General features: G+C 27.7%; 28 protein-coding genes and 1 other annotated feature. Of the genes, 3 read left to right on the forward strand and 25 right to left on the reverse strand.

All coding sequences use genetic code 11. The features are described from left to right. Positions 1-18 precede the first annotated feature (18 nt). From K0039_RS13440 to K0039_RS13475, 8 genes are all read right to left on the reverse strand, one after another. Complete coding sequence (locus tag K0039_RS13440; RefSeq protein ID WP_228105576.1) at positions 19-564, reverse strand: DUF2812 domain-containing protein; 546 nt, start codon at positions 562-564, stop codon at positions 19-21. A gap of 2 nt (positions 565-566) precedes the next feature. Next, the gene (locus K0039_RS13445; protein ID WP_228105577.1) at positions 567-911 is read right to left on the reverse strand and encodes a PadR family transcriptional regulator; all 345 of its coding nucleotides are present in this window, start codon (positions 909-911) and stop codon (positions 567-569) included. A gap of 156 nt (positions 912-1,067) precedes the next feature. Further along, positions 1,068-1,940, reverse strand: coding sequence for a 16S rRNA (adenine(1518)-N(6)/adenine(1519)-N(6))-dimethyltransferase RsmA (rsmA, locus tag K0039_RS13450; protein WP_228105578.1), 873 nt, complete (start codon positions 1,938-1,940; stop codon positions 1,068-1,070). A gap of 10 nt (positions 1,941-1,950) precedes the next feature. After that, positions 1,951-2,481, reverse strand: a complete 531-nt coding sequence (gene rnmV / locus K0039_RS13455; protein ID WP_228105579.1) for a ribonuclease M5 — start codon at positions 2,479-2,481, stop codon at positions 1,951-1,953. Positions 2,482-2,607: 126 nt separating this feature from the next. Next, positions 2,608-3,228 carry a DUF3786 domain-containing protein gene (locus K0039_RS13460; RefSeq protein WP_228105580.1) on the reverse strand — a complete coding sequence of 207 codons (621 nt, stop codon included), beginning with the start codon at positions 3,226-3,228 and terminating at the stop codon, positions 2,608-2,610. A 254-nt stretch (positions 3,229-3,482) separates the two neighbouring features. Continuing rightward, positions 3,483-3,692, reverse strand: coding sequence for a hypothetical protein (locus K0039_RS13465; RefSeq protein ID WP_228105581.1), 210 nt, complete (start codon positions 3,690-3,692; stop codon positions 3,483-3,485). 25 nt (positions 3,693-3,717) lie between these two features. Next, positions 3,718-3,921, reverse strand: a complete 204-nt coding sequence (locus K0039_RS13470; protein WP_228105582.1) for a helix-turn-helix transcriptional regulator — start codon at positions 3,919-3,921, stop codon at positions 3,718-3,720. A gap of 13 nt (positions 3,922-3,934) precedes the next feature. Further along, on the reverse strand, positions 3,935-4,336 hold the full coding sequence (locus tag K0039_RS13475; RefSeq protein ID WP_228105583.1) for a DUF2178 domain-containing protein: 402 nt from the start codon (positions 4,334-4,336) through the stop codon (positions 3,935-3,937). A 288-nt stretch (positions 4,337-4,624) separates the two neighbouring features. On the opposite strand from K0039_RS13475, the gene K0039_RS13480 reads away from it, so the two are divergent. Together K0039_RS13480 and K0039_RS13485 are read left to right on the forward strand one after the other, a co-directional pair. Beyond that, positions 4,625-5,155, forward strand: coding sequence for a helix-turn-helix domain-containing protein (locus tag K0039_RS13480; protein ID WP_228105584.1), 531 nt, complete (start codon positions 4,625-4,627; stop codon positions 5,153-5,155). 108 nt (positions 5,156-5,263) lie between these two features. Continuing rightward, on the forward strand, positions 5,264-5,800 hold the full coding sequence (locus K0039_RS13485) for an XRE family transcriptional regulator (RefSeq protein ID WP_228105585.1): 537 nt from the start codon (positions 5,264-5,266) through the stop codon (positions 5,798-5,800). Positions 5,801-5,869: 69 nt separating this feature from the next. Here K0039_RS13485 and K0039_RS13490 read toward each other — a convergent pair whose 3' ends face one another. From K0039_RS13490 to K0039_RS13500, 3 genes are all read right to left on the reverse strand, one after another. Further along, positions 5,870-6,979: an NAD(P)/FAD-dependent oxidoreductase gene (locus K0039_RS13490; protein WP_228105586.1), complete on the reverse strand. Its 1,110-nt coding sequence runs from the start codon at positions 6,977-6,979 to the stop codon at positions 5,870-5,872. A 133-nt stretch (positions 6,980-7,112) separates the two neighbouring features. Beyond that, positions 7,113-7,763, reverse strand: a complete 651-nt coding sequence (locus K0039_RS13495) for a YidC/Oxa1 family membrane protein insertase (RefSeq protein ID WP_228105587.1) — start codon at positions 7,761-7,763, stop codon at positions 7,113-7,115. Positions 7,764-7,815: 52 nt separating this feature from the next. Next, complete coding sequence (locus K0039_RS13500; RefSeq protein ID WP_228105588.1) at positions 7,816-8,046, reverse strand: hypothetical protein; 231 nt, start codon at positions 8,044-8,046, stop codon at positions 7,816-7,818. Positions 8,047-8,184: 138 nt separating this feature from the next. Here K0039_RS13500 and K0039_RS13505 point away from each other — a divergent pair, with 138 nt between their 5' ends. Further along, a complete protein-coding gene (locus K0039_RS13505; RefSeq protein ID WP_228105589.1) occupies positions 8,185-8,649 on the forward strand; it encodes a VOC family protein in 465 nt (154 codons plus the stop codon). A gap of 52 nt (positions 8,650-8,701) precedes the next feature. Here the strand turns inward: K0039_RS13505 and K0039_RS13510 are convergent, their stop codons facing one another. The 14 genes from K0039_RS13510 to K0039_RS13575 form a co-directional block, all read right to left on the reverse strand. Next, positions 8,702-8,935: a hypothetical protein gene (locus K0039_RS13510; protein WP_228105590.1), complete on the reverse strand. Its 234-nt coding sequence runs from the start codon at positions 8,933-8,935 to the stop codon at positions 8,702-8,704. 223 nt (positions 8,936-9,158) lie between these two features. Beyond that, the gene (locus K0039_RS13515) at positions 9,159-9,524 is read right to left on the reverse strand and encodes a hypothetical protein (RefSeq protein ID WP_228105591.1); all 366 of its coding nucleotides are present in this window, start codon (positions 9,522-9,524) and stop codon (positions 9,159-9,161) included. Beyond that, positions 9,496-10,410 (reverse strand): hypothetical protein, encoded by a 915-nt coding sequence (locus K0039_RS13520; protein WP_228105592.1) that lies wholly within the window; start codon positions 10,408-10,410, stop codon positions 9,496-9,498. Before K0039_RS13520 ends, K0039_RS13515 begins: the two co-directional genes overlap by 29 nt. A 1-nt stretch (position 10,411) precedes the next feature. Continuing rightward, complete coding sequence (locus tag K0039_RS13525) at positions 10,412-10,918, reverse strand: sigma-70 family RNA polymerase sigma factor (protein WP_228105593.1); 507 nt, start codon at positions 10,916-10,918, stop codon at positions 10,412-10,414. A gap of 165 nt (positions 10,919-11,083) precedes the next feature. Next, positions 11,084-11,680, reverse strand: coding sequence for a DUF3793 family protein (locus K0039_RS13530; RefSeq protein WP_228105594.1), 597 nt, complete (start codon positions 11,678-11,680; stop codon positions 11,084-11,086). Positions 11,681-11,763: 83 nt separating this feature from the next. Continuing rightward, positions 11,764-12,285 (reverse strand): hypothetical protein, encoded by a 522-nt coding sequence (locus tag K0039_RS13535; RefSeq protein ID WP_228105595.1) that lies wholly within the window; start codon positions 12,283-12,285, stop codon positions 11,764-11,766. A 15-nt stretch (positions 12,286-12,300) separates the two neighbouring features. Next, positions 12,301-12,939, reverse strand: a complete 639-nt coding sequence (locus K0039_RS13540) for an ABC-2 transporter permease (RefSeq protein WP_228105596.1) — start codon at positions 12,937-12,939, stop codon at positions 12,301-12,303. Next, entirely contained in the window at positions 12,932-13,774 is an 843-nt protein-coding gene (locus K0039_RS13545; RefSeq protein ID WP_228105597.1) for an ABC transporter ATP-binding protein, read from the reverse strand. Before K0039_RS13545 ends, K0039_RS13540 begins: the two co-directional genes overlap by 8 nt. 1 nt (position 13,775) lies before the next feature. Further along, positions 13,776-14,150: a GntR family transcriptional regulator gene (locus K0039_RS13550; protein ID WP_228105598.1), complete on the reverse strand. Its 375-nt coding sequence runs from the start codon at positions 14,148-14,150 to the stop codon at positions 13,776-13,778. 11 nt (positions 14,151-14,161) lie between these two features. Next, entirely contained in the window at positions 14,162-14,302 is a 141-nt protein-coding gene (locus tag K0039_RS13555; protein ID WP_228105599.1) for a hypothetical protein, read from the reverse strand. Positions 14,303-14,431: 129 nt separating this feature from the next. Next, positions 14,432-15,202, reverse strand: coding sequence for a TatD family hydrolase (locus K0039_RS13560; protein ID WP_228105600.1), 771 nt, complete (start codon positions 15,200-15,202; stop codon positions 14,432-14,434). Between the two features lie 12 nt (positions 15,203-15,214). Continuing rightward, on the reverse strand, positions 15,215-17,158 hold the full coding sequence (metG, locus tag K0039_RS13565; RefSeq protein ID WP_228105601.1) for a methionine--tRNA ligase: 1,944 nt from the start codon (positions 17,156-17,158) through the stop codon (positions 15,215-15,217). A 61-nt stretch (positions 17,159-17,219) separates the two neighbouring features. Then, positions 17,220-17,466: a binding site (T-box leader), on the reverse strand. A 198-nt stretch (positions 17,467-17,664) separates the two neighbouring features. After that, entirely contained in the window at positions 17,665-18,192 is a 528-nt protein-coding gene (locus K0039_RS13570) for a spore maturation protein (protein WP_228105602.1), read from the reverse strand. Continuing rightward, positions 18,189-18,743 (reverse strand): nucleoside recognition domain-containing protein, encoded by a 555-nt coding sequence (locus K0039_RS13575; protein ID WP_228105603.1) that lies wholly within the window; start codon positions 18,741-18,743, stop codon positions 18,189-18,191. Before K0039_RS13575 ends, K0039_RS13570 begins: the two co-directional genes overlap by 4 nt. Positions 18,744-18,837: the final 94 nt, after the last annotated feature.

Raw genomic sequence — 18,837 nt, forward strand, 5'->3', positions numbered from 1 at the left:
AGCTTTTTGACCCATAATTTAATTTTCTATTTTCTTATATGCTATGACTGCACAAATTATAAATGGAATTAAAATACCAATTCCTGCACCAACACCTGAAGAAAGGACGATTTTTAGTCCTCTTAATGTATTAGAACCATTGTTTAACATTGATATGAAACCAATTCCTAATATACATGCCAATATTAATACTACTGTTCCTATTATAGATTTCTTCATTAATTTATATTGTTTTTCATATTTTAAGCTCAATGTTTCCTTATCTGTATAAATAGGCTTCGTTCCTTTTGGCGCTTTGAAAAAATGATATCCCTCATAGGAACAAATATATTCCCAATCACTATTTTCAAATAAAGATATATATTCATTCCAATCATCTTTATCTTCGTTATAATCAACACAATATTCTATATCTTCTGGTTCACTTTTTATAAGTTTATATGATAATTTTTCAAAAGATTCTAACATCCAACCTTCTTTAGCTAACTTACTCAGCTTCTTCATATCTTTTTCTTCAGATAAAAGCAAACCACCACTTGGTACATACTTTATATTTTTCGCCATATTTATTCCACTCCTCCTATTCTTTCAAAAGCTTTAACACCATAAAGTGCCATTTTATATCTTCTCTCTTGTTCTTTCCTTATAACCATGTTTCCTTTGTCAGTTAACTTATAAATTTTCTTTCTTGCTTCTTCTCCCGCTAAACTTATATAATCCTGAGCTTGCATCTTTTTTAGCATAGTGTACATAGTTGCAGGACCTATTGAAACTTCACCTTCAGTTAAATCTTCTATGTATTTTGATATTCCATATCCATGCATAGGTACTAGCAATGCTAATAATATATAATATCCTGGTTCTGTTAATTGTTCTTCTTGTAAAGAATTATTTCTACTAATTTTAACCACCTTCTGCCTTTTATATCTTTTTCAGATGTATCCATTTTAGATATACATATATCTATTTGTAATATATCATAAATGGATATATGTGTAAACTGTTATTTTCTATTTTATTTTTAATATCAAAAAAGCTAGTCCTCAGACTAGCTTATAATCAATTACTTATTTATTTTCATCGTTAATTCTATTTACTTCATTTGCTAATGAGGCAAACTCTTCTATTGATAAAGTTTCTCCTCTTCTTTTTTCATCTATATTGGCTTCTTGTAAAGCTTGCTTTATTTGATCTTTACTTAAGAATCCAAGTCCACTTAATGAATTAAGAAGGGTTTTTCTTCTTTGTCCAAATGATGCTTTAACAGTTTTGAAGAATATATCTTCGTTATCAACTGGATATTTCATTTCTTCTCTTACATGAAGTCCTATAACTGTTGAATCAACATTTGGTTGCGGCATAAACATATGTCTCGGAGCTTTTGCAACTATTTCTGTATCACAGTAATATTGAACTGCCACTGATAATGCTCCATAGTCCTTAGTATTCGGCTTAGCATTCATTCTATCCGCAACTTCTTTTTGAACCATAACAACTATATCAGTTACTGGTATATCTTCTTCTAAGAATTTCATAACTATTGGTGTTGTTATATAGTATGGAAGGTTGGCTATTAATTTTACTGGCCCTCCATTTAATTTTTCTTCTATTAATTCTTGTACATCAACTTTTAATATATCTTTATTGATTACTTCTATATTAGAAAAGTCTGATAAAGTTTCTTCTAATATAGGAATTAAAGTTTTGTCTATTTCTATGGCTACAACCTTTTCTGCAGTTCTTCCCATTTCTTTTGTAAGTGTTCCGATTCCTGGTCCTACTTCTATTACATAATCTCCTTCTTTAACTCTTGCACCTTCAATAATACTATCTATTACGTTTGTATCTATTAAGAAGTTTTGTCCCAGTGATTTTGAGAACTTAAAATTATGTTTTTGAACAACTTCTTTTGTGGCTTTATGCGATGATAATCTATCCATGTTCGTCTCCTTATAAACTTTCTATTGCTTTATTAAACTCTTCTCTTAAAACTCCGTAGTTATTTAATCTGTTTAAAAATTGCTTTGCATTTCCGTATCCAATTCCTAGTATCTGTCCTACGGTATCTCTTCTATAAGATGCGTCTTCATTACCTATAAGTCCATTTGTCACTAAATCCACTTGTGAAAATTCATTTCTTTTTTCTGTACTTTCAGTTCTCACTTTATTTAAAGCTCTTAGTATACTTTCTGGAGATGCATTTTCTATTCCTATGTCTCCATCTTTTTTAGCCTCTTCTCTTGGTAAAAATGCATGCTTGCATCCTGGTACTTCTGCTGCTATTTTCTTTCTAATCTTTTCTCCTGCAAAATCTGGATCAGTAAAAATTATAACACCTCTTCTTTCTTGAGCTGCTTTTATTCTTTCCATAACTCCTTTAGGGAATCCAAATCCTCCAGTAGTTATTAGTTCACAATCTAATGCTCTTTTCACAGCAGTAACGTCATCTCTTCCTTCAACTACTATTATTTCTTTTATCATTTTATATAATCACCTTTTAATCTATTTATTATAATTATTTTAAATTCAATTCTTTCAATATCATATCTTTATATTTTACGTTTTTTACTAGATTTAATCAAGGTTTAAAATAACTGATTACATAGACTAATCTCTTCCTAACTCATTAATGATTTTATTAATTATATATCCTCCCAGTCCAATTATACTTTCCACATGCATCATATATTGTATTGAAGAATCAAATAAAATTGTGGCACTTGGCTCAATTTCATCATCTCCTTCCCATACTGCAACACGACAAAATACCTTTGGAAAAACTTCAAATTCAAATGCTATATCACCCATTTTTGTTTCTTTTCCATCTAGGTTCTCTCCGCACTTTCTTAATTTTGATGAATCATAACCAAAAGTATTAATTAAACTAACTATACTACTTTTATAAAAAGCCGGATAAAACATCATCCCTCCGTTTGGTATTTCTTTTAGACTTACCCACTTGTTAGTTTTATCTATATTATTTTCTGTAAAAGACAAATAATTCAATATCATAACACCAGTTTCAGCACTTGGTATATGATTATCACCACTTCGCCTTATTGTTTCATCATTACAATTTAATATATATTCTCTATTAAAAACTTTTATAGAAAATTCTTTTTTATCTTCATCATATATAACATTCCTTATCTCTGCCACATTCTTAAATTCTCTCTTTTGTAGTGTTTTCCACTCATTATAATATGCAACCTTATAGTTACTTTCCACCTTTATCCCCCCTATAATATTCTATATAGCATTATTGTAGCCTAGATATATTAATAAAGTAATTATCTAAAATAGTTTTAATCTATAAATATCTCTTTTATTATTTATAACTAGAATATTATTCTACTATTCTAATTTTATATAAATTTTTAAATTATATTTAGACATGTAATATCAATATAAAATAAGAAAAGGTATGAATTCTATGTGAGTTCATACCTTTTTATTTTAATATAAGTTACTTTGTTTTCACTTTATTTAATTATAAAAGAAGCAATACCTATTATTATACAAAGTATCCCGCTTGCAAATTGGCCTATTCCAGAAGCTTGCCCCATAATTATTAGGTTAAATATATTTTTCCCTTTTTGAGTTTTTCCAAAAAGAGCGTCATCATTTTTCATTCTATATATTCCCCAAACTATTAATATTGCTCCAAAAATCATAATAAATATACCTGGCATCTTACTATCTCCTTATTCTCATTTTTTATTTGTCATCTTCTTCAAATATAAAAACCTCTTCGATATATAAACTAAAAACCGAAGCAATTTTATATGCAAGAAGAACCGACGGATTATATGTTTGTTTTTCTAATGATATAATTGTTCTCGATGATACACATACTTTATCAGCTAATTCTTGCTGCGTTATACCATGTTCTAGACGTAATTCTTTAACTTTATTTTTCATTGTTTCACCACATTTATATTATATAGTTATAATATTTTCGTGCTAAAAATTCAGTTATTATAAAGGTAACTAGTATTATAAATAATGAAATATCTCCATTTATAATTGCAAATTTCGAAGCAAACATTACTATAAAAATAGTTGCTAAAATTACCTTTAATGTGATTTTAGACACTTTACCATCTACTAACTCATCTCTTTCATCATACTCTTTTGATAATTGATCATCTATTTCTTTACGGTTTTTATTATACTTATAATAATCAAATATTGTATAAACAAATGCAATCAAACCAACCAGTATGTAAAAATTGTCTACATATATATTGGATGTTCCTCCCAATAAGATATCTGTTATTGATATCCCAATAGCTACAATAGAAAATAAAATACGTTCAAAAAATTTATTTTTCATAATAATCCTCCTTATCTATATCAATCATTCATAATATGAAGTTAAGTTCATGTGAAATAAACTTCACGTGAACTTAACTTCATATTACATGTTTTTTTCTCTTCAGTCAATACAATTTTTGTTTTCTTACAAAAATGTAAAGATACATTCTTATGTAATTGATATAAATTATATTTTTATACCAAAACATTTTACTATTTTATAGTATACATTTTACATTTTTATCACTACAATATATATTACTAGTAAAATATTTTTTAGTAGTAAAATTTTTAAAGGAGAAATTAAATGAACTATCTAGACTTATATTTAAGAAAAAATAATTGTAAAAGATATGATGTTCATAAAAAAACAGGAGTAAGTCAACAGCTACTCTCTAACCATACAAAGAGAACTGTTGAAAAATACTCTGGCAAAGTACTAATAGCCATCGCTAATACAATAAATAAAACACCTGGTGATGTATTAAATGATCTTTTGACTTTAGAAAAAGAAAATCCAGCATTTGAAGCTTATAATCCTAGCGAATTATTATTGGGGTTAAATGAACAATGGGATTACATAGTTATTAAAGGTACTTACGGAAAAGAGATTTATAATATAATGAAAAATCAACTTTCTGAAACAGAAACTTTAGGATTTGAATTAGGAAGTGGTGGTGGTATAACTATACTTACTTCTGCCATAGAAACTGTAAGGGATTTATTTAGTAATTGCGACAAAAATAATAGAGAAATTGAGAAAAAACTTAGACTTTATAAACTAAGTAGTATGTCTGATGATGTAGTATTTTTAACTTTGAAACAATTACATTACTAGTACTTAAATTTATAAGAAACATCCTTAGTAATCAATCTACATGCAAGTTTATTTAATTTGAGTATAGAAATACATTTTATAATATTAATAATTTCAAGGGGGCTAATTATGAATTACCTAGATATGTATTTGAAAAAAAATAACTGTAGTAGAGATAAAGTAAGTTTAAAAACTGGTATTGATAGAGATTTATTATTAAAACATACTAAAAAACAAGCAAAAAAATATTCCAGTGAAGTTTTATCGGCTATAGGTAATACACTTGGTAAATCTTCTGAAGATGTATTAAATGAAATAAGTTCACTAGAAAAAGAAAATCCTCCATTTGAGGCTTTTACTAAGGATGAACTATTAACTGGATTAAGTGAAAAATGGGACTATGTCATAATAAAGGGAGACTTAGTCCAACAAATAAATACTATGATAAGAGGGCAACTTTCAGAAACAGAAATGATGGGGTTTGAACTTGGAAGTGCAGGCACTATTGCAGTAATTGCTTCTGTTATTGATGCTATTAGAGAACTTTTTTCTGGTGAAAAAAGAGAAAAAATCGATAAAGATATTGAAAAGAAATTGAAAATTTATAAGGTAAAACAAAAATCTAATAATTTCATTCTTCTAAGTCTAAAACAATTAGATTATTAATAGCTTTTATACAAATCCAGGGAATGTATTACAAGAAAAAATACTTGTATACATTCCCTTTTTAAGTATTTATTTATGATGAAATACAATTTCTAATAAATCATAATTTGATTCATACAAACAGTCATTAAATATATGACTTCCAAACTTCTCATTTTTCATAGCGTTAAAAACAGGCTTTCTAAATTTATAAACTAGTTTCTTAAGCTTAGCACCTTTACTTATACTTTTTGTAATTTCATTAATTTCGTCGATATATTTATAAATCTTGTTTCTATCATTTGTTCTTAAAGCATTAATAATCGTCTTAGATGCTTTTATTCCTGATAGCATAGCAAAATATATTCCCTCTCCTGTAAACGGATCTACTAAGCCAGCTGCATCACCAACTAATAATAAATTTTTTTCCTTATTAATTGGAGTCTTTATATATTCACCAAAAGGTAGCATTGCTCCTTTAAATTCTCTTCTTTCACAAACTATACCTAAGCTACTTAAAAATTTTTCAAACTCTTTATGATAATCTATTTTCTTATCATAATTTCCACCAAATCCAATTGTAAAGCTATTTTTCTTTGGGAATATCCAAGCATATCCTTGTGGAATAACTCCATAATACAAAGACATATTGTTTCCTTCATAATTAAACTCATCTTTGTCTATTTCCACTTGTAGACAAAATCCATTTGCATTAAATTTTTCATCAACCAACTTTCTTGTTATTCCTATGGCTCCATCTGCACCTATTAAATATTTAAACTTAATTTCTTCACCATTAGATAAAGTTATTATATTTTCTTTTGTATTAATTTGCCTAACACCAGTACCTTCTAGAAAAGTGCCACCCTTTTTCTTATACTCTTTAACTAAGTAGTCATCAAACTCAAATCGATCTACTAAATAAGTTAACCCCTTAGTTTTTATATCTGCTATATGTTTATACTCTAAATATAAACTGCCGCCTTCACTTAATACTGAATTTTCAGTATTAAATTCATTGTGTAACTTTAGAGTTTTCATTAATTCAAAAGTTTTATAAGTTATGCCTCCCGCACAAAGTTTATTTCTCGGAAATTTTTGCTTGTCTATTAATATACAAGATATATTACTATTTATTAAATTATGAGCAGCAGCTACCCCTCCAGGTCCTGCTCCTACGATCACTACATCATAGTTCATTTTCTTATTCTCCTTCTAGATTTATACCTTTATAGTTTCCATGTTTTTATTTATTCAAACATTATGTTTATGAAGAATTTTCACAAAATAAAATACCTGTCTAAATATAATCTAGACAGGTATTTATCATATATTAATTTACACTTAAATTATTTTTGTTCTTTACATATATTCTAAAGCAAATATCTTCCACTAAAGTATATAAACTACTTGTTATAAAATATAGCCCTATCGCTACAGGAGTTCTTGCTGTTAACAAAAATCCCATAATAACTGTGGACATAATCATTTGCTTATTAAACATAACTTGTGAGCTTGTTCTAAAATAAGGCACCATACTTATTAAATTTGGGGCCAACATAGTTAAAGTATATATACAAGGTATTATAAATAAATTATCACTAACATTTAAACTACTAATCCATGGTATTAACACACTTGGTGACGTATTTGGCATATTTAAAAATGTCTGGTAAAGTGCACACACTATTGGCATTTGTAGTAAAATTGTTGAACATCCCATCATACTTTTCATAGTTTCCATTGAATGTTTCTGCAGATGCTTTTCCATTTCCTTAGCATTATTTTTGTATTTTTCTTTTATGTCATTCATTTTTTCTGCCAAGTCTTGTTGTTTTCTCATCGCAAATTTTTGTTTTAAAGATAGAGGCATTAAAATTAATTTTACCATTAAAGTTATAACTACTATGGCAACCCCTAAATCTCCTGTAAAACTGAATAATATATTTAATAAATCTTGTAACATACCTGAAATGAAATTCATTTTATTATCTCCTTTGATTTTTAATTTTTGTTTATAAAATGTTTCATTTCAATTAGAATAAGCTACAATACCTCCAAATATCATACTTTTGATAACTAAAATATTCTTTTGGTTCTAGTTTCTCAGAGTACTTAAACATATCTAGAGATATATTTTTTATTAAAATAAACTCAATTTGATGAGATATTCTTTTTTTGCAAAAATAAGCTAGACAACTTATGACAGATAGAAAAAATATCATATAGATTAATATGTATATCATATTTTCTAAATCTAACTTCATCTATTCACCTCATTAAATCAAAATATTAATATTAGTATAAGCCATCACTATTCCTATGTAAACTTTATTATTTACAACCCTTACAGTTTTCAGCTAGAATTTAATTAATACATAATTTTAATCAAGGGGGTAATTAATATGAAATTTGCTAACCCATTAATCGTAGTTTCTGACATAGAAAAGTCTAAACTATTTTATTCTACTGTTCTAGGATTGGATGTTATTTTAGATTTTGGTGCAAATGTAACTCTAACTGGGGGAATAGCCCTTCAAACAAAGGAGTCTTGGTGTAGTTTTATACATAAGCCAAAAAATGAAGTTTTCTTTGGCGCAAATAATAGTGAGTTATATTTTGAAGAAGATGACTTTGATAATTTCATCTTAAAATTAAATCAAATTCCAGGAATATGTTATGTCCATCCTATTATTGAACATTCCTGGGGTCAGCGCGTTGTCCGCTTTTATGATCCTGATAAACATATTATAGAAGTTGGCGAAAATATCAATAAGGTAGTTAGACGATTTATAAATAAAGGAATGTCAGCTGAAAATGTGGCTATTAGAATGGATGTGCCTGTTGATTATATAAAATCTTGTCTTTAATAAAAAACAGTAGCCTATATAGGCTATTGTTTTTTATTATTTATATAAGCTTTTACTGTTTGATATATTCTTTAAAATTAATAGGTGCAATACTCGGATAATACCCATCATAATCTAAGTAGGCTCCTATTACCTTATCTTTATCTATAACTAAACATAACATTATTGGTCTATCTTTAAATTTAGATTTTTCCTTTAATTTATACGATACAACTTTCCTATCTTCTGTCATTGAATTAAAGTCATCCTTAGAATACCCACCTTCTATGCTAGCTTTTTTTATCAATTCAAATACACCTGAATCTCCTATTAAAATGTCCGACTCACTAAGTGTTTCTGATTCTAAAGAATATCCTTCATTAGCTACTATTATTTTAGCTTCTTCAAGTGCAATTTTGTCTATATTTTATTGTTAATATCATTACATCCAGCTACAAATAAAACCATCAATATTATTGTACAAGTTATAATATTTTTGACTACTTTCATGTTTATGCTCCTTTTTAAACTTATTCTTCAATTAACGTATTTTCTATATCCATATTTATAGGTATCTTATGCTTTAGAATTATTGCTAAATCTAAATCATAACTATCTCTTTTATCTATATCAAATACAAGCCCATGAATTGAATCACTATAATAACCTTCTATTGTACTCTCTTTATCTATATAACTTACACCCATATAAGAAATATCATCATTATTCAAAACTTCAACTACTAGTCTATTATTTTCATATTTAACGTCTTTAATAGTTACTCTAGTCCCAAAATAATCTATCACTTTAGGGTAATTATCATTTAAGTCAATTTTTACTTTCTTATTAGCATCAACAAGAACCCCTTCAGCTTTTAAATTTTTTACTTTTATCATAATAAACTGATGGAACTATACTCTGTTTATATCCATCTTTATGTCCCATTCCAGCTAATGCTATATTTTCTTTATATAATTCTCCATTATTAGATGTTATTTTGAAATTATACACCCCTTGAATATTTCCTATACCTTTTACTTTTCCACTAGTATATAAGTACATCATAGTTGGAGACGCTTCTATTTTTTCTATATTGAAATTTAGATTTTTTTCATTTATAGTTTTATTTATTTCTATGTTTTCACTGGTTTTCATTTCCTTTGGTATTTCTATAGTCATTTTTGATTTTCCTAATATCTCATCTTTAGTATTATTATGATTTACTAGTTTCAATTCAACTTCTAATTCATTTTTATTTTTTATTATTTCAGCTACTCCATCTCCAATTATTAAAACATTTGCCTTTAGTTCTTTATTAAAACCTCCATTATTTATTGTTATTTCATCACTCTCAAGTCCCTCAACATATAGAACACTTCTACCTGACATATTCTCTACATCATTTTCTATTATTGCATCAAAACTAATTCTTAGGTTGTCTATATACATATTTTCAATTCTTATATCATAGTCACCTATTTTTATATTTTGTTTTTTCGAACCAACATACCCAAAATTCACAGCATTTTCTACACCAATATCTCCAAATATATATTTAAATACTGTATCTCCAAAAGTTCTAAAAGATGGAATAGTACCATATGAAACACATGTTACTAAAATAGATATAACTGATGCATATATCAATTTTTTATATTTCTTATTAGGTTTTAACTCTTTCAACTTCATATTTAATTTTTCATCAAGTTCATCAGGAACTTTTATATTCTCACCATTAAAATCTTCTAATAATTTTTCTATTTCTTTATCATCAATTTTCATATTATCTCACCTCCAACTCTTTTTTCATATCTTTAAGTGCACTATACATTTTTCCTTTCACCGTTCCTATAGGCACAGCCAAAATTGTTGCTATTTCTTCCAGCTTATATCCCATATAATATTTGAGTTTTATCATTTGCCTACTTTGAGAATCTACTTTTTGCAAACATATTTCCAAGTCTAACTTAGACTCTTTATCTTCGTACTTTGCTTCTCTTCTTTCTTCTATTTCATCAAGGAAAATAACTTTACTATTTTTAGCAATAATATTTTTTGCTTCATTTATCACGATTTTTAAAAACCATGTTTTAAAATACTGTGATTCTTTTAGATTAGTAATATTTTTTAAACCCTTTTCCACTGCTTGTAAATATGCATCCATGCTATCGTGCTCATTGTTTAATATTGTATATGCTAATTTATATCCTTCCTCTTTTAGGCCGTGTACTAAAATACTATAAGCATTAAAGTTTCCTCTAATTGCTTTTTTGACTAGTTTTTCATCCATACTATGCCTCCCTTCACATATTAGACTGATGAAAACAATAAAAAGTTATAAATTTTTCTATTTTATTTTACACTACTTATAGAAACTTAAAAATAGATATAAAAAAGACACTATTTATTTATAAAATAGTGTCTTCACTATGCAGACATTTGTTAATTCTAAAGGCTATATAGCTCTTCTTAATTCGGTTATGTTCATAGTTTGAACCATTCCCTTCATAATAGCTTTATCTCTCATAAAACTATTATAAACTTCATCAGAAGCCTTTTGGTCCCCATAAATTCTCCAGTTACGTATTTCTATCAATTCGTTTTTACCATACCCCATAAACCCTAATACATCTTTTAGAGGATACCCTAAAAATATTCCAATTTCATGTGGAAATTCTTCAGATTGAAGTCTATATACTAGCTCATCCATATAATCATTCAATCTACATTCAGATGAATACCCAACAAATTTCAAGAAGTTTATACATCTTTTATTTGACAGTACTTTATCCATAGATTCTTCGTTAATAAATAAAACTCTTTTTCCTCCATCATGTGTAGTAATTATTCTGTATGTAACTCTAGAACAATGACTGAAAAAAGATTTTACTTGAGCAAGCTTTACTTCTTTTTCCTCACTACTACCTGGTACATTTATAATTTCTGCTGGTTTTGATCCCAAAATTACAGCACCTATCATTTCTAGTATTCTTTTTATATATGTTGAATTTGATTTATTTTCACAACAATTTTTATTACAGTTTAAATTCATAACACAGTCTCCTTATTGATATTGATTATCATAATTATATAATATCATAATTGATAATAGTTATCAATAAAAAGTATGTCAAATTAATATTTTTCCCCTAGGGTTATACTTCCTCCCATTTGTCCTGCTCCTATGAATAACCTATTTGGGCTTGTTCTAAACTTGTAAAAGCTAACATCATAATCTATTATTATTCTGTTTAGATTATAATAATCTTTATCTATTTTAATACCCTTTGGAATTTTAAAAATAATTTCTTCTTCTTTTCCAGGGTCTATGCCCATAACTTTATTATCATCCCATGCATCTTTTTCATATCCTCTTATATAAAATTCACCTAAATTTTTTTCTGCTATATCTTCATAATTGTAGTCAAAGCTAAGCTTCATTTCTCCTAAGCTGGCTATATTTTTCGAATTATTTTTTACTATAATACTTACGACATGATTATATTTTTTTTCCTTACAATCTTTATACGTGATTTCAATATCATTCTCCCATTCATCAGAATAATTATCACTATTTGGTAGCAGAGTAAAAAATCCAATTAATAATATTAGTGGTATACATATTATTAAACTAACTTTTATAAACTTTTTATTCATTTTTATATCCCCCACTTAACTTGCTATTTCTTTTTTTATGTATATCTTATTTGAAATACCCATTGAAATTAAATATAAAAGCATAGATACCCCAGTCTTTATAATTAAACTATTATCTTTTAAAGTTGATACGTTCTCTGTAACATCAGACTCAACACCATTGCCCATAAAACTAAACATACTTATAATTATTATTACTGCAATAATTAAATTTATCAGCACATAAGATTTTCTATACCCATACTTAAACATTATTGGAAATAAAATTGAGATTAAAAAAAGAATCACACTTAAAATAGATAATGCTGAATCTATATTAAAATTATTAAATCCCCACATATAGTTCATAATTTTTGAATAGAAAAAAGTGAGTATGAAAGAAGTCACAATTACTATTGTAGCAAGTATATATTTGCTATAAACTATATCCTCTTTTTCTATAGGTAAACTATTGAAGAAATAATCGCATTTATTAAGTTCATCTAGATAGAAACTTCTAAGTATAAATATATAACTTATAAAAAGTGGTATCATTATTGATGCTATAGGAAACAAAATAAAAGAAAATATAAGTATACCTACTATAAGTTTTAATATTGTTTTTATATCTGCTTTAAAGCAAGCAATTAGATCTTTTTTTAGTAAATTAATCATTTCCTAACTCCTTTCCATAATAGTAAATAATGTCTTCTAAACTTGCATTTTGAATATTATCATTATCCACACCTAAATTATTGTCTATAATTAAACCTTCACTATAATAAGCTGTGTCTTTTCTATTTATAAGAACACTATCTAGGATATCTAATTCTTCTTTGCTACCCTTAATTATTTTATAATTTTCATTTATAGTATCCTTGTCTTGACTAAATACTATATCTCCATTATTTATAAAAGTTATATAATCTGCTGCTCTGCTTAAGTCCTGCGTAATATGAGTTGATATGATAACACTCTTATCTCCATTTTCCAGCTCTTCCTGAAGTATCTCTATCATTTCTTTTCTAAAAATAGGATCAAGGCCTGATGTTGGTTCGTCTAATATCAATAACTTGGCATCATGGGAAAGGGCATTTGCTAACATAAGCTTTATATTTTGGCCTTTAGATAAATTTTTTATTTTTGTATTCTTATCTATTTTGAATCTTAATAAGTAATTATCAAACTTATCACTATCAAATTTTGAATAAAATGATGAAACTGTATTTTTAAAATCTTTAACTTTTAGATTTTCATAAAAATATAAATTATCATAAACAAATCCTATATTCTCTTTAAACTCTTTAGGGTTCTCTGATATATCTTTTCCCTGAAAATAAATTTTTCCCTCGTCAGCTTGTAGTAAATTCATTATTAATTTAACCAAAGTTGTTTTTCCTGATCCATTCGGACCTATAATACCCATTATAAATCCTTCCTCTAAATGAAAAGATATATTTTTCAACTCAAAATCATCAAATTTTTTACTTATATTTTCTAATCTTAACATTCTATTCCCCCTCATAAAGATTTTCTAACGTAGAAATTAGCTCTTCTTTTGACAATCCTAAACTGTTAGATAAACTTATAGCTTCTTCTAATTTTTCTTCTATTTCTCTCATTTTAGCTTCATATACTAGTTCCTTATTGAAGTGAGACACAAAACAACCTTTACCTGGAACCGTATTAATCAAGCCTTGTCTTTCTAATTCTTCATAAGATCTTTTAGTAGTTATAAAACTAATCCCTAAGTCTTTTGCCAATGCTCTCATAGAAGGCAACATCTGATTTTCTTGTATTTTGCCACTTAATATTTGCTCTTTTATTTGATTTACAATTTGCAAATATATTGGCAAGTCTGAATTACTTGAAATAATTACTCTCATAAGCCCTCCTTTTATCTGTGTTTTATAAATTTATTTTTTATATTTCTTATAGCTATAAATACTGTTTCAAAAATAAATATTGAAATAATTGGAACAAACATTACTAAAAGAATATTAATTAGTTTAAATGAACGTTCTGATAAATCAAACATAAATACTCCCCTTTATATAAATCGTATTAACTGTATAACTATATATTATACAGTTAATACGATTATGTATATATGAAAAATATATTTATATATAAAAAAACTTATATCTAATTGATATAAGTCTTTTTATTATTTTATATTAAAGAATCTTTTCGCACTTTCTTTAGTTGATTCACAAACTATTTCATAAGAAATTCCTTTTTCAATAGCTATTGTATCAGCTACAAACTGTACTAATGAAGGGTCATTTCTTTTTCCTCTATGTGGTGTTGGTGCCATATATGGAGAATCCGTTTCTATAAGTAATCTGTCTAAAGGAATTTCTCTTGCTACTTCTTTAGTCTTTTTATTATTTTTGAAAGTAACTGTTCCAGATAAAGATATATAACATCCCATTTTCACATATTCTCTAGCTAATTCCACATTCCCACTATAACAATGTAGCACGCAACCTATGTCTGGACTTTTATACTTTTTGATTATTTCAAAAGTATCTCCATGAGCATCTCTGTCGTGAATTATTATAGGTAACTTTAGTTCGTTAGCTAGTTCAATTTGTTTTATGAACCATTCTTTTTGAACTTCTCTTGGAGAATTATCATAGTAATAATCTAATCCTATTTCTCCTATAGCGACTACTTTTTCATTTTCTGTTGCTAATTTTCTAAGAGTATCAATAGTTGTTTCATCTAATTCTCCCACATCGTGAGGATGAACTCCTACTGCTGCATATATAAAATTATATTTTTTAGCAAGTTCTATACTGCTAATAGATGTTGCTATACATGCACCTGGGTTTACAACTAAATCTACACCTTTTCCTTGAAGAGAAGAGATTAACTCTTCTCTATCTCCATCAAATCTCTCATCATTTAAGTGAGCATGTGAGTCAAATAACATAGTTACATCTCCTTATCTAACTTCACTACCATCATTTGCTCCAGTTGCAACTGGAACTATTAAATCGTCTCCGTCATTTCCTGCAGCTAATATCATACCTTGAGATTCAACACCTCTTAATTTAACTGGCTTTAAGTTACATACTACTATAACTTCTTTTCCAACCATTTCTTCTGGTCTATACCATTTAGCTATTCCAGATACTATTTGTCTAGTTTCTGGTCCTATTTTAACTTGAGAAACTAAAAGTCTGTCAGCTTTTGGATGCTTTTCACAAGATAATATTTTACCTACTCTTAATTCTACTTTATCTAATTCTTCTATTCCTATGAATTCTTTGTGCTCTAATGGAGCTACTTCTTCTACTGTTTCTGTTTTTTCTGCAAATAATTCTTCCAATTCTTCTACCTCTTTCTCAATATCCAATCTTGGGAATAAAGCTTGACCTTTGTGTACTTTTGTTCCTGGTTTAATTAAACCAAATTCATTAGTACTTTCCCAGTTTGTTAATTCTTCTTGTCCTGCTATTCCTATTTGGTCATATATTTTGTTAGCAGTTGTGTTCATTATAGGATTTATTAGTGTAGCTATTATTCTTATAGATTCACATAAGTTGTATAATACTGCATCTAATTTACCTTTGTTAGCTTCATCTTTAGCTAAAGCCCATGGCATAGTTTCATCAATGTATTTGTTAGTTCTTCTTACTAACTTCCATGCACCTTCTAATGCTTCATGGAATTGCATTTTATTCATTTGAGTTTCAAATATTTCTCTTGATAATTTAGCTTGCTCTTTTAAACTTGCATCAAACTCAGTAGCTTCTATAGCTTCTGGTATTATACCATCGTTGTATTTTTCCACCATTGATACAGTTCTACTCACTAAGTTTCCTAAATCATTAGCTAAGTCTGTATTTATTCTTGTTACAAAGTTTCTATGAGTGTAGCTTCCGTCTTGTCCGAAAGCAAACTCTCTAAGTAAGAAATATTTAAGTGTATCTATTCCGTATCTTTCAATCATTGGTTCTGGATATACTATATTTCCTTTTGACTTACTCATTTTATCATTTCCGAATAATATCCATCCATGACCGTATACTTGATGTGGCACTGGTAAATCTAAAGCCATTAATAATGCTGGCCATATTATTGTATGGAATCTCATTATCTCTTTACCAACAACTTGGATATTTGCTGGCCAGTATTTTTTCATTTCAGAATCATCTTCTGATAAGTATCCTAATGCTGTGATGTAGTTACATAAAGCATCTACCCAAACATATATTACGTGTTTCTCATCAAAAGGAACTTTTATACCCCAGTCAAATGTAGTTCTAGTTACACATAAATCTTCTAGACCTTTGTCTAAGAAATTAGCAACCATTTCATTTTTTCTTGATTCTGGGAAACAGAAATTAGGATTTTGGAATAATTCTCTTAATCTATCTTCGTATTTAGATAATTTGAAAAAGTAAGCCTCTTCTTTAGCTAAATAAGTTTCTCTACCACAGTCTGGGCATTTATCTCCTTCTAATAATTGAGATTCAGTCCAGAAACTTTCACATGGAGTACAGTATCTTCCTTCATATTCACCTTTATATATATCACCTTGCTCATATAATTTAGTGAATATTTTTTGTATTATAACCTTATGTCTGTCTTCTGTAGTTCTTATGAAATCATCATAAGATATGTCCATAGTCTTCCATAAATCTTTTATTCCAGCTATCATCCCATCTAGGTATTCTATTTCACTTACACCTTGCTCTATAGCTTTCTTTTGAATTTTTTCACCGTGCTCATCTGTTCCTGTTAAGAATTTTACATCATAACCACAAAATCTTTTAAATCTAGTCATAGCATCAGTTGCCACAGTAGTATAAGTATGACCTATGTGTAATCTACCACTTGGATAGTATATAGGCGTAGTTATATAAAATGTTGGTTTAGTCATTTATATTTCCTCCTTGTGTATTATTATTTTTTATAAATAAAAAACTCGCCACTATGGAATCCATAGGGGCGAGATTATTCGCGGTACCACCCTAATTTATTTATCATGAAAATTTTCACGTTGCTTGAAAAAACTATTTTCACAATAGATATCTTAGTAGACTGTAACATGTCTAAATGTTTTATCCTAAATTATTTCGGATAAAAAGCTCCAAGGCCATATTCAGTAATTCTTTTAGCGCTAGCTTCCACCTAACCTAGCTCTCTGTAGAAAAAATTCTTACTTACTCTTCTCTTCTCAGCTTTTATTATATTTAATTTTTAAATATGTATTAAATATTATTCTCAAAATCAAGGTTTTGATACAAATATTAATTAATTCTTTTGAGCAACGGATTTATCCGAAGCAATAGCAAGTATGTATCGTTTGAGATTTGAGCCTTGCCAACTTTTAATACTATGTTTTTAATTTTAGTAAATTTATAATTTATTGTCAACAATTATCCTCTATGTAAGGAAAAAATAACAAATATAAACAGATGCTAGCACACCGGCTATATGACATAACAATGCACAAAACAAAGTATATCCTGTATCTTTTATTTTTAGACTTCCATAATAAATGGCCATTGTATAAAAAATTGTTTCCGATGCTCCAACCATAGTAGATCCCATTTGCTCTGTAAGGGAATCAATTCCGACTCTTTGAATTAATTCTGCATATACCCCCAAGGCTCCACTTCCAGATAAAGGTTTTACAATTATAAGTCCTATTAATTCCTTTGGTATATTTAATAGTTGGGCTACAGGTGAAAATATGTATTCCAAAACTTCTATTCCTCTTCCTGATTTAAAAATTCCAATAGCTAAAAATATTCCTATTATATAGGGTAATATGTTCCATGCAGTTTTTAATCCCTCTATAGCCCCATTTATAAAGCTTTCATATATATCTATTTTTTGTTTCTTACCATAGATAACAATAAATAAAATTATTACAGGTATGGCTATATTAGAAAAATAATCTAACATCATCTATACCTCCTTTGTAATAATTTACAACTTATAACTCCAACTATTGTGGATATAATTGTTGCAAATAAAGTAGTTAAAATTATAGAATTAGGATTTGCGCTACCTGCATCTATTCTTATTTTTAACATAGTAAAAGGAATTAACTGTATGGATGAAATATTAATAACTAGAAACATTATCATATCAGGAGAGGCCTTTTTCTTATTTGGATTTAATGTTTGTAGTTCACTCATGGCTTTTAATCCAAAGGCCGTTGCTCCATTTCCTGCCCCCAACATATTTAATACCATGTTCATAATCATATAAGACATGGCTTTGTGATTTTTAGGAACAGTAGGAAATAATTTTTTCATTAACGGACTCATTTTATCTGCTATTTTATCTATCAACCCTGAGTCTTTTGCAATATTCATTACTCCCATCCAAAGCGCCATCACACTAGCCAATGTTATGGCGAATTCAATAGCCCTTGTACCCTCATTTAGTATTGCCTGATTTGTTTCTGGTAAATTGTTAAAACATATACTCCCAACTATACCTAGGACTATCATATAAAACCATAATTTATTAATATGAATCCCCCTCCTTTAAACCATTTTATGATGTATACTTAAAATAAATGATGTCTTATTTTATAATACTCTA

It is taken from the genome of Terrisporobacter mayombei (assembly GCF_020748465.1).
Lineage (GTDB): Bacteria > Bacillota > Clostridia > Peptostreptococcales > Peptostreptococcaceae > Terrisporobacter > Terrisporobacter mayombei.

What these genes read in the sequence shown, in the direction of transcription:
- K0039_RS13495 (WP_228105587.1), bottom strand. Translation starts at nt 7,763, where the DNA reads ATGAATTTCATTTCAGGTATGTTACAAGATTTATTAAATATATTATTC.
- K0039_RS13530 (WP_228105594.1), bottom strand. Translation starts at nt 11,680, where the DNA reads ATGAATTTAAACTGTAATAAAAATTGTTGTGAAAATAAATCAAATTCA.
- K0039_RS13525 (WP_228105593.1), bottom strand. Translation starts at nt 10,918, where the DNA reads ATGGATGAAAAACTAGTCAAAAAAGCAATTAGAGGAAACTTTAATGCT.
- K0039_RS13550 (WP_228105598.1), bottom strand. Translation starts at nt 14,150, where the DNA reads ATGAGAGTAATTATTTCAAGTAATTCAGACTTGCCAATATATTTGCAA.
- K0039_RS13475 (WP_228105583.1), bottom strand. Translation starts at nt 4,336, where the DNA reads ATGAAAAATAAATTTTTTGAACGTATTTTATTTTCTATTGTAGCTATT.
- K0039_RS13485 (WP_228105585.1), top strand. Translation starts at nt 5,264, where the DNA reads ATGAATTACCTAGATATGTATTTGAAAAAAAATAACTGTAGTAGAGAT.
- K0039_RS13570 (WP_228105602.1), bottom strand. Translation starts at nt 18,192, where the DNA reads ATGATGTTAGATTATTTTTCTAATATAGCCATACCTGTAATAATTTTA.
- K0039_RS13505 (WP_228105589.1), top strand. Translation starts at nt 8,185, where the DNA reads ATGAAATTTGCTAACCCATTAATCGTAGTTTCTGACATAGAAAAGTCT.
- K0039_RS13470 (WP_228105582.1), bottom strand. Translation starts at nt 3,921, where the DNA reads ATGAAAAATAAAGTTAAAGAATTACGTCTAGAACATGGTATAACGCAG.
- K0039_RS13520 (WP_228105592.1), bottom strand. Translation starts at nt 10,410, where the DNA reads ATGAAAATTGATGATAAAGAAATAGAAAAATTATTAGAAGATTTTAAT.
- K0039_RS13480 (WP_228105584.1), top strand. Translation starts at nt 4,625, where the DNA reads ATGAACTATCTAGACTTATATTTAAGAAAAAATAATTGTAAAAGATAT.
- K0039_RS13465 (WP_228105581.1), bottom strand. Translation starts at nt 3,692, where the DNA reads ATGCCAGGTATATTTATTATGATTTTTGGAGCAATATTAATAGTTTGG.
- K0039_RS13490 (WP_228105586.1), bottom strand. Translation starts at nt 6,979, where the DNA reads ATGAACTATGATGTAGTGATCGTAGGAGCAGGACCTGGAGGGGTAGCT.
- rsmA (WP_228105578.1), bottom strand. Translation starts at nt 1,940, where the DNA reads ATGGATAGATTATCATCGCATAAAGCCACAAAAGAAGTTGTTCAAAAA.
- K0039_RS13560 (WP_228105600.1), bottom strand. Translation starts at nt 15,202, where the DNA reads ATGTTATTTGACTCACATGCTCACTTAAATGATGAGAGATTTGATGGA.
- K0039_RS13535 (WP_228105595.1), bottom strand. Translation starts at nt 12,285, where the DNA reads ATGAATAAAAAGTTTATAAAAGTTAGTTTAATAATATGTATACCACTA.
- K0039_RS13555 (WP_228105599.1), bottom strand. Translation starts at nt 14,302, where the DNA reads ATGTTTGATTTATCAGAACGTTCATTTAAACTAATTAATATTCTTTTA.
- K0039_RS13540 (WP_228105596.1), bottom strand. Translation starts at nt 12,939, where the DNA reads ATGATTAATTTACTAAAAAAAGATCTAATTGCTTGCTTTAAAGCAGAT.
- K0039_RS13515 (WP_228105591.1), bottom strand. Translation starts at nt 9,524, where the DNA reads ATGATAAAAGTAAAAAATTTAAAAGCTGAAGGGGTTCTTGTTGATGCT.
- rnmV (WP_228105579.1), bottom strand. Translation starts at nt 2,481, where the DNA reads ATGATAAAAGAAATAATAGTAGTTGAAGGAAGAGATGACGTTACTGCT.
- K0039_RS13500 (WP_228105588.1), bottom strand. Translation starts at nt 8,046, where the DNA reads ATGAAGTTAGATTTAGAAAATATGATATACATATTAATCTATATGATA.
- K0039_RS13440 (WP_228105576.1), bottom strand. Translation starts at nt 564, where the DNA reads ATGGCGAAAAATATAAAGTATGTACCAAGTGGTGGTTTGCTTTTATCT.
- K0039_RS13575 (WP_228105603.1), bottom strand. Translation starts at nt 18,743, where the DNA reads ATGATAGTCCTAGGTATAGTTGGGAGTATATGTTTTAACAATTTACCA.
- metG (WP_228105601.1), bottom strand. Translation starts at nt 17,158, where the DNA reads ATGACTAAACCAACATTTTATATAACTACGCCTATATACTATCCAAGT.
- K0039_RS13545 (WP_228105597.1), bottom strand. Translation starts at nt 13,774, where the DNA reads ATGTTAAGATTAGAAAATATAAGTAAAAAATTTGATGATTTTGAGTTG.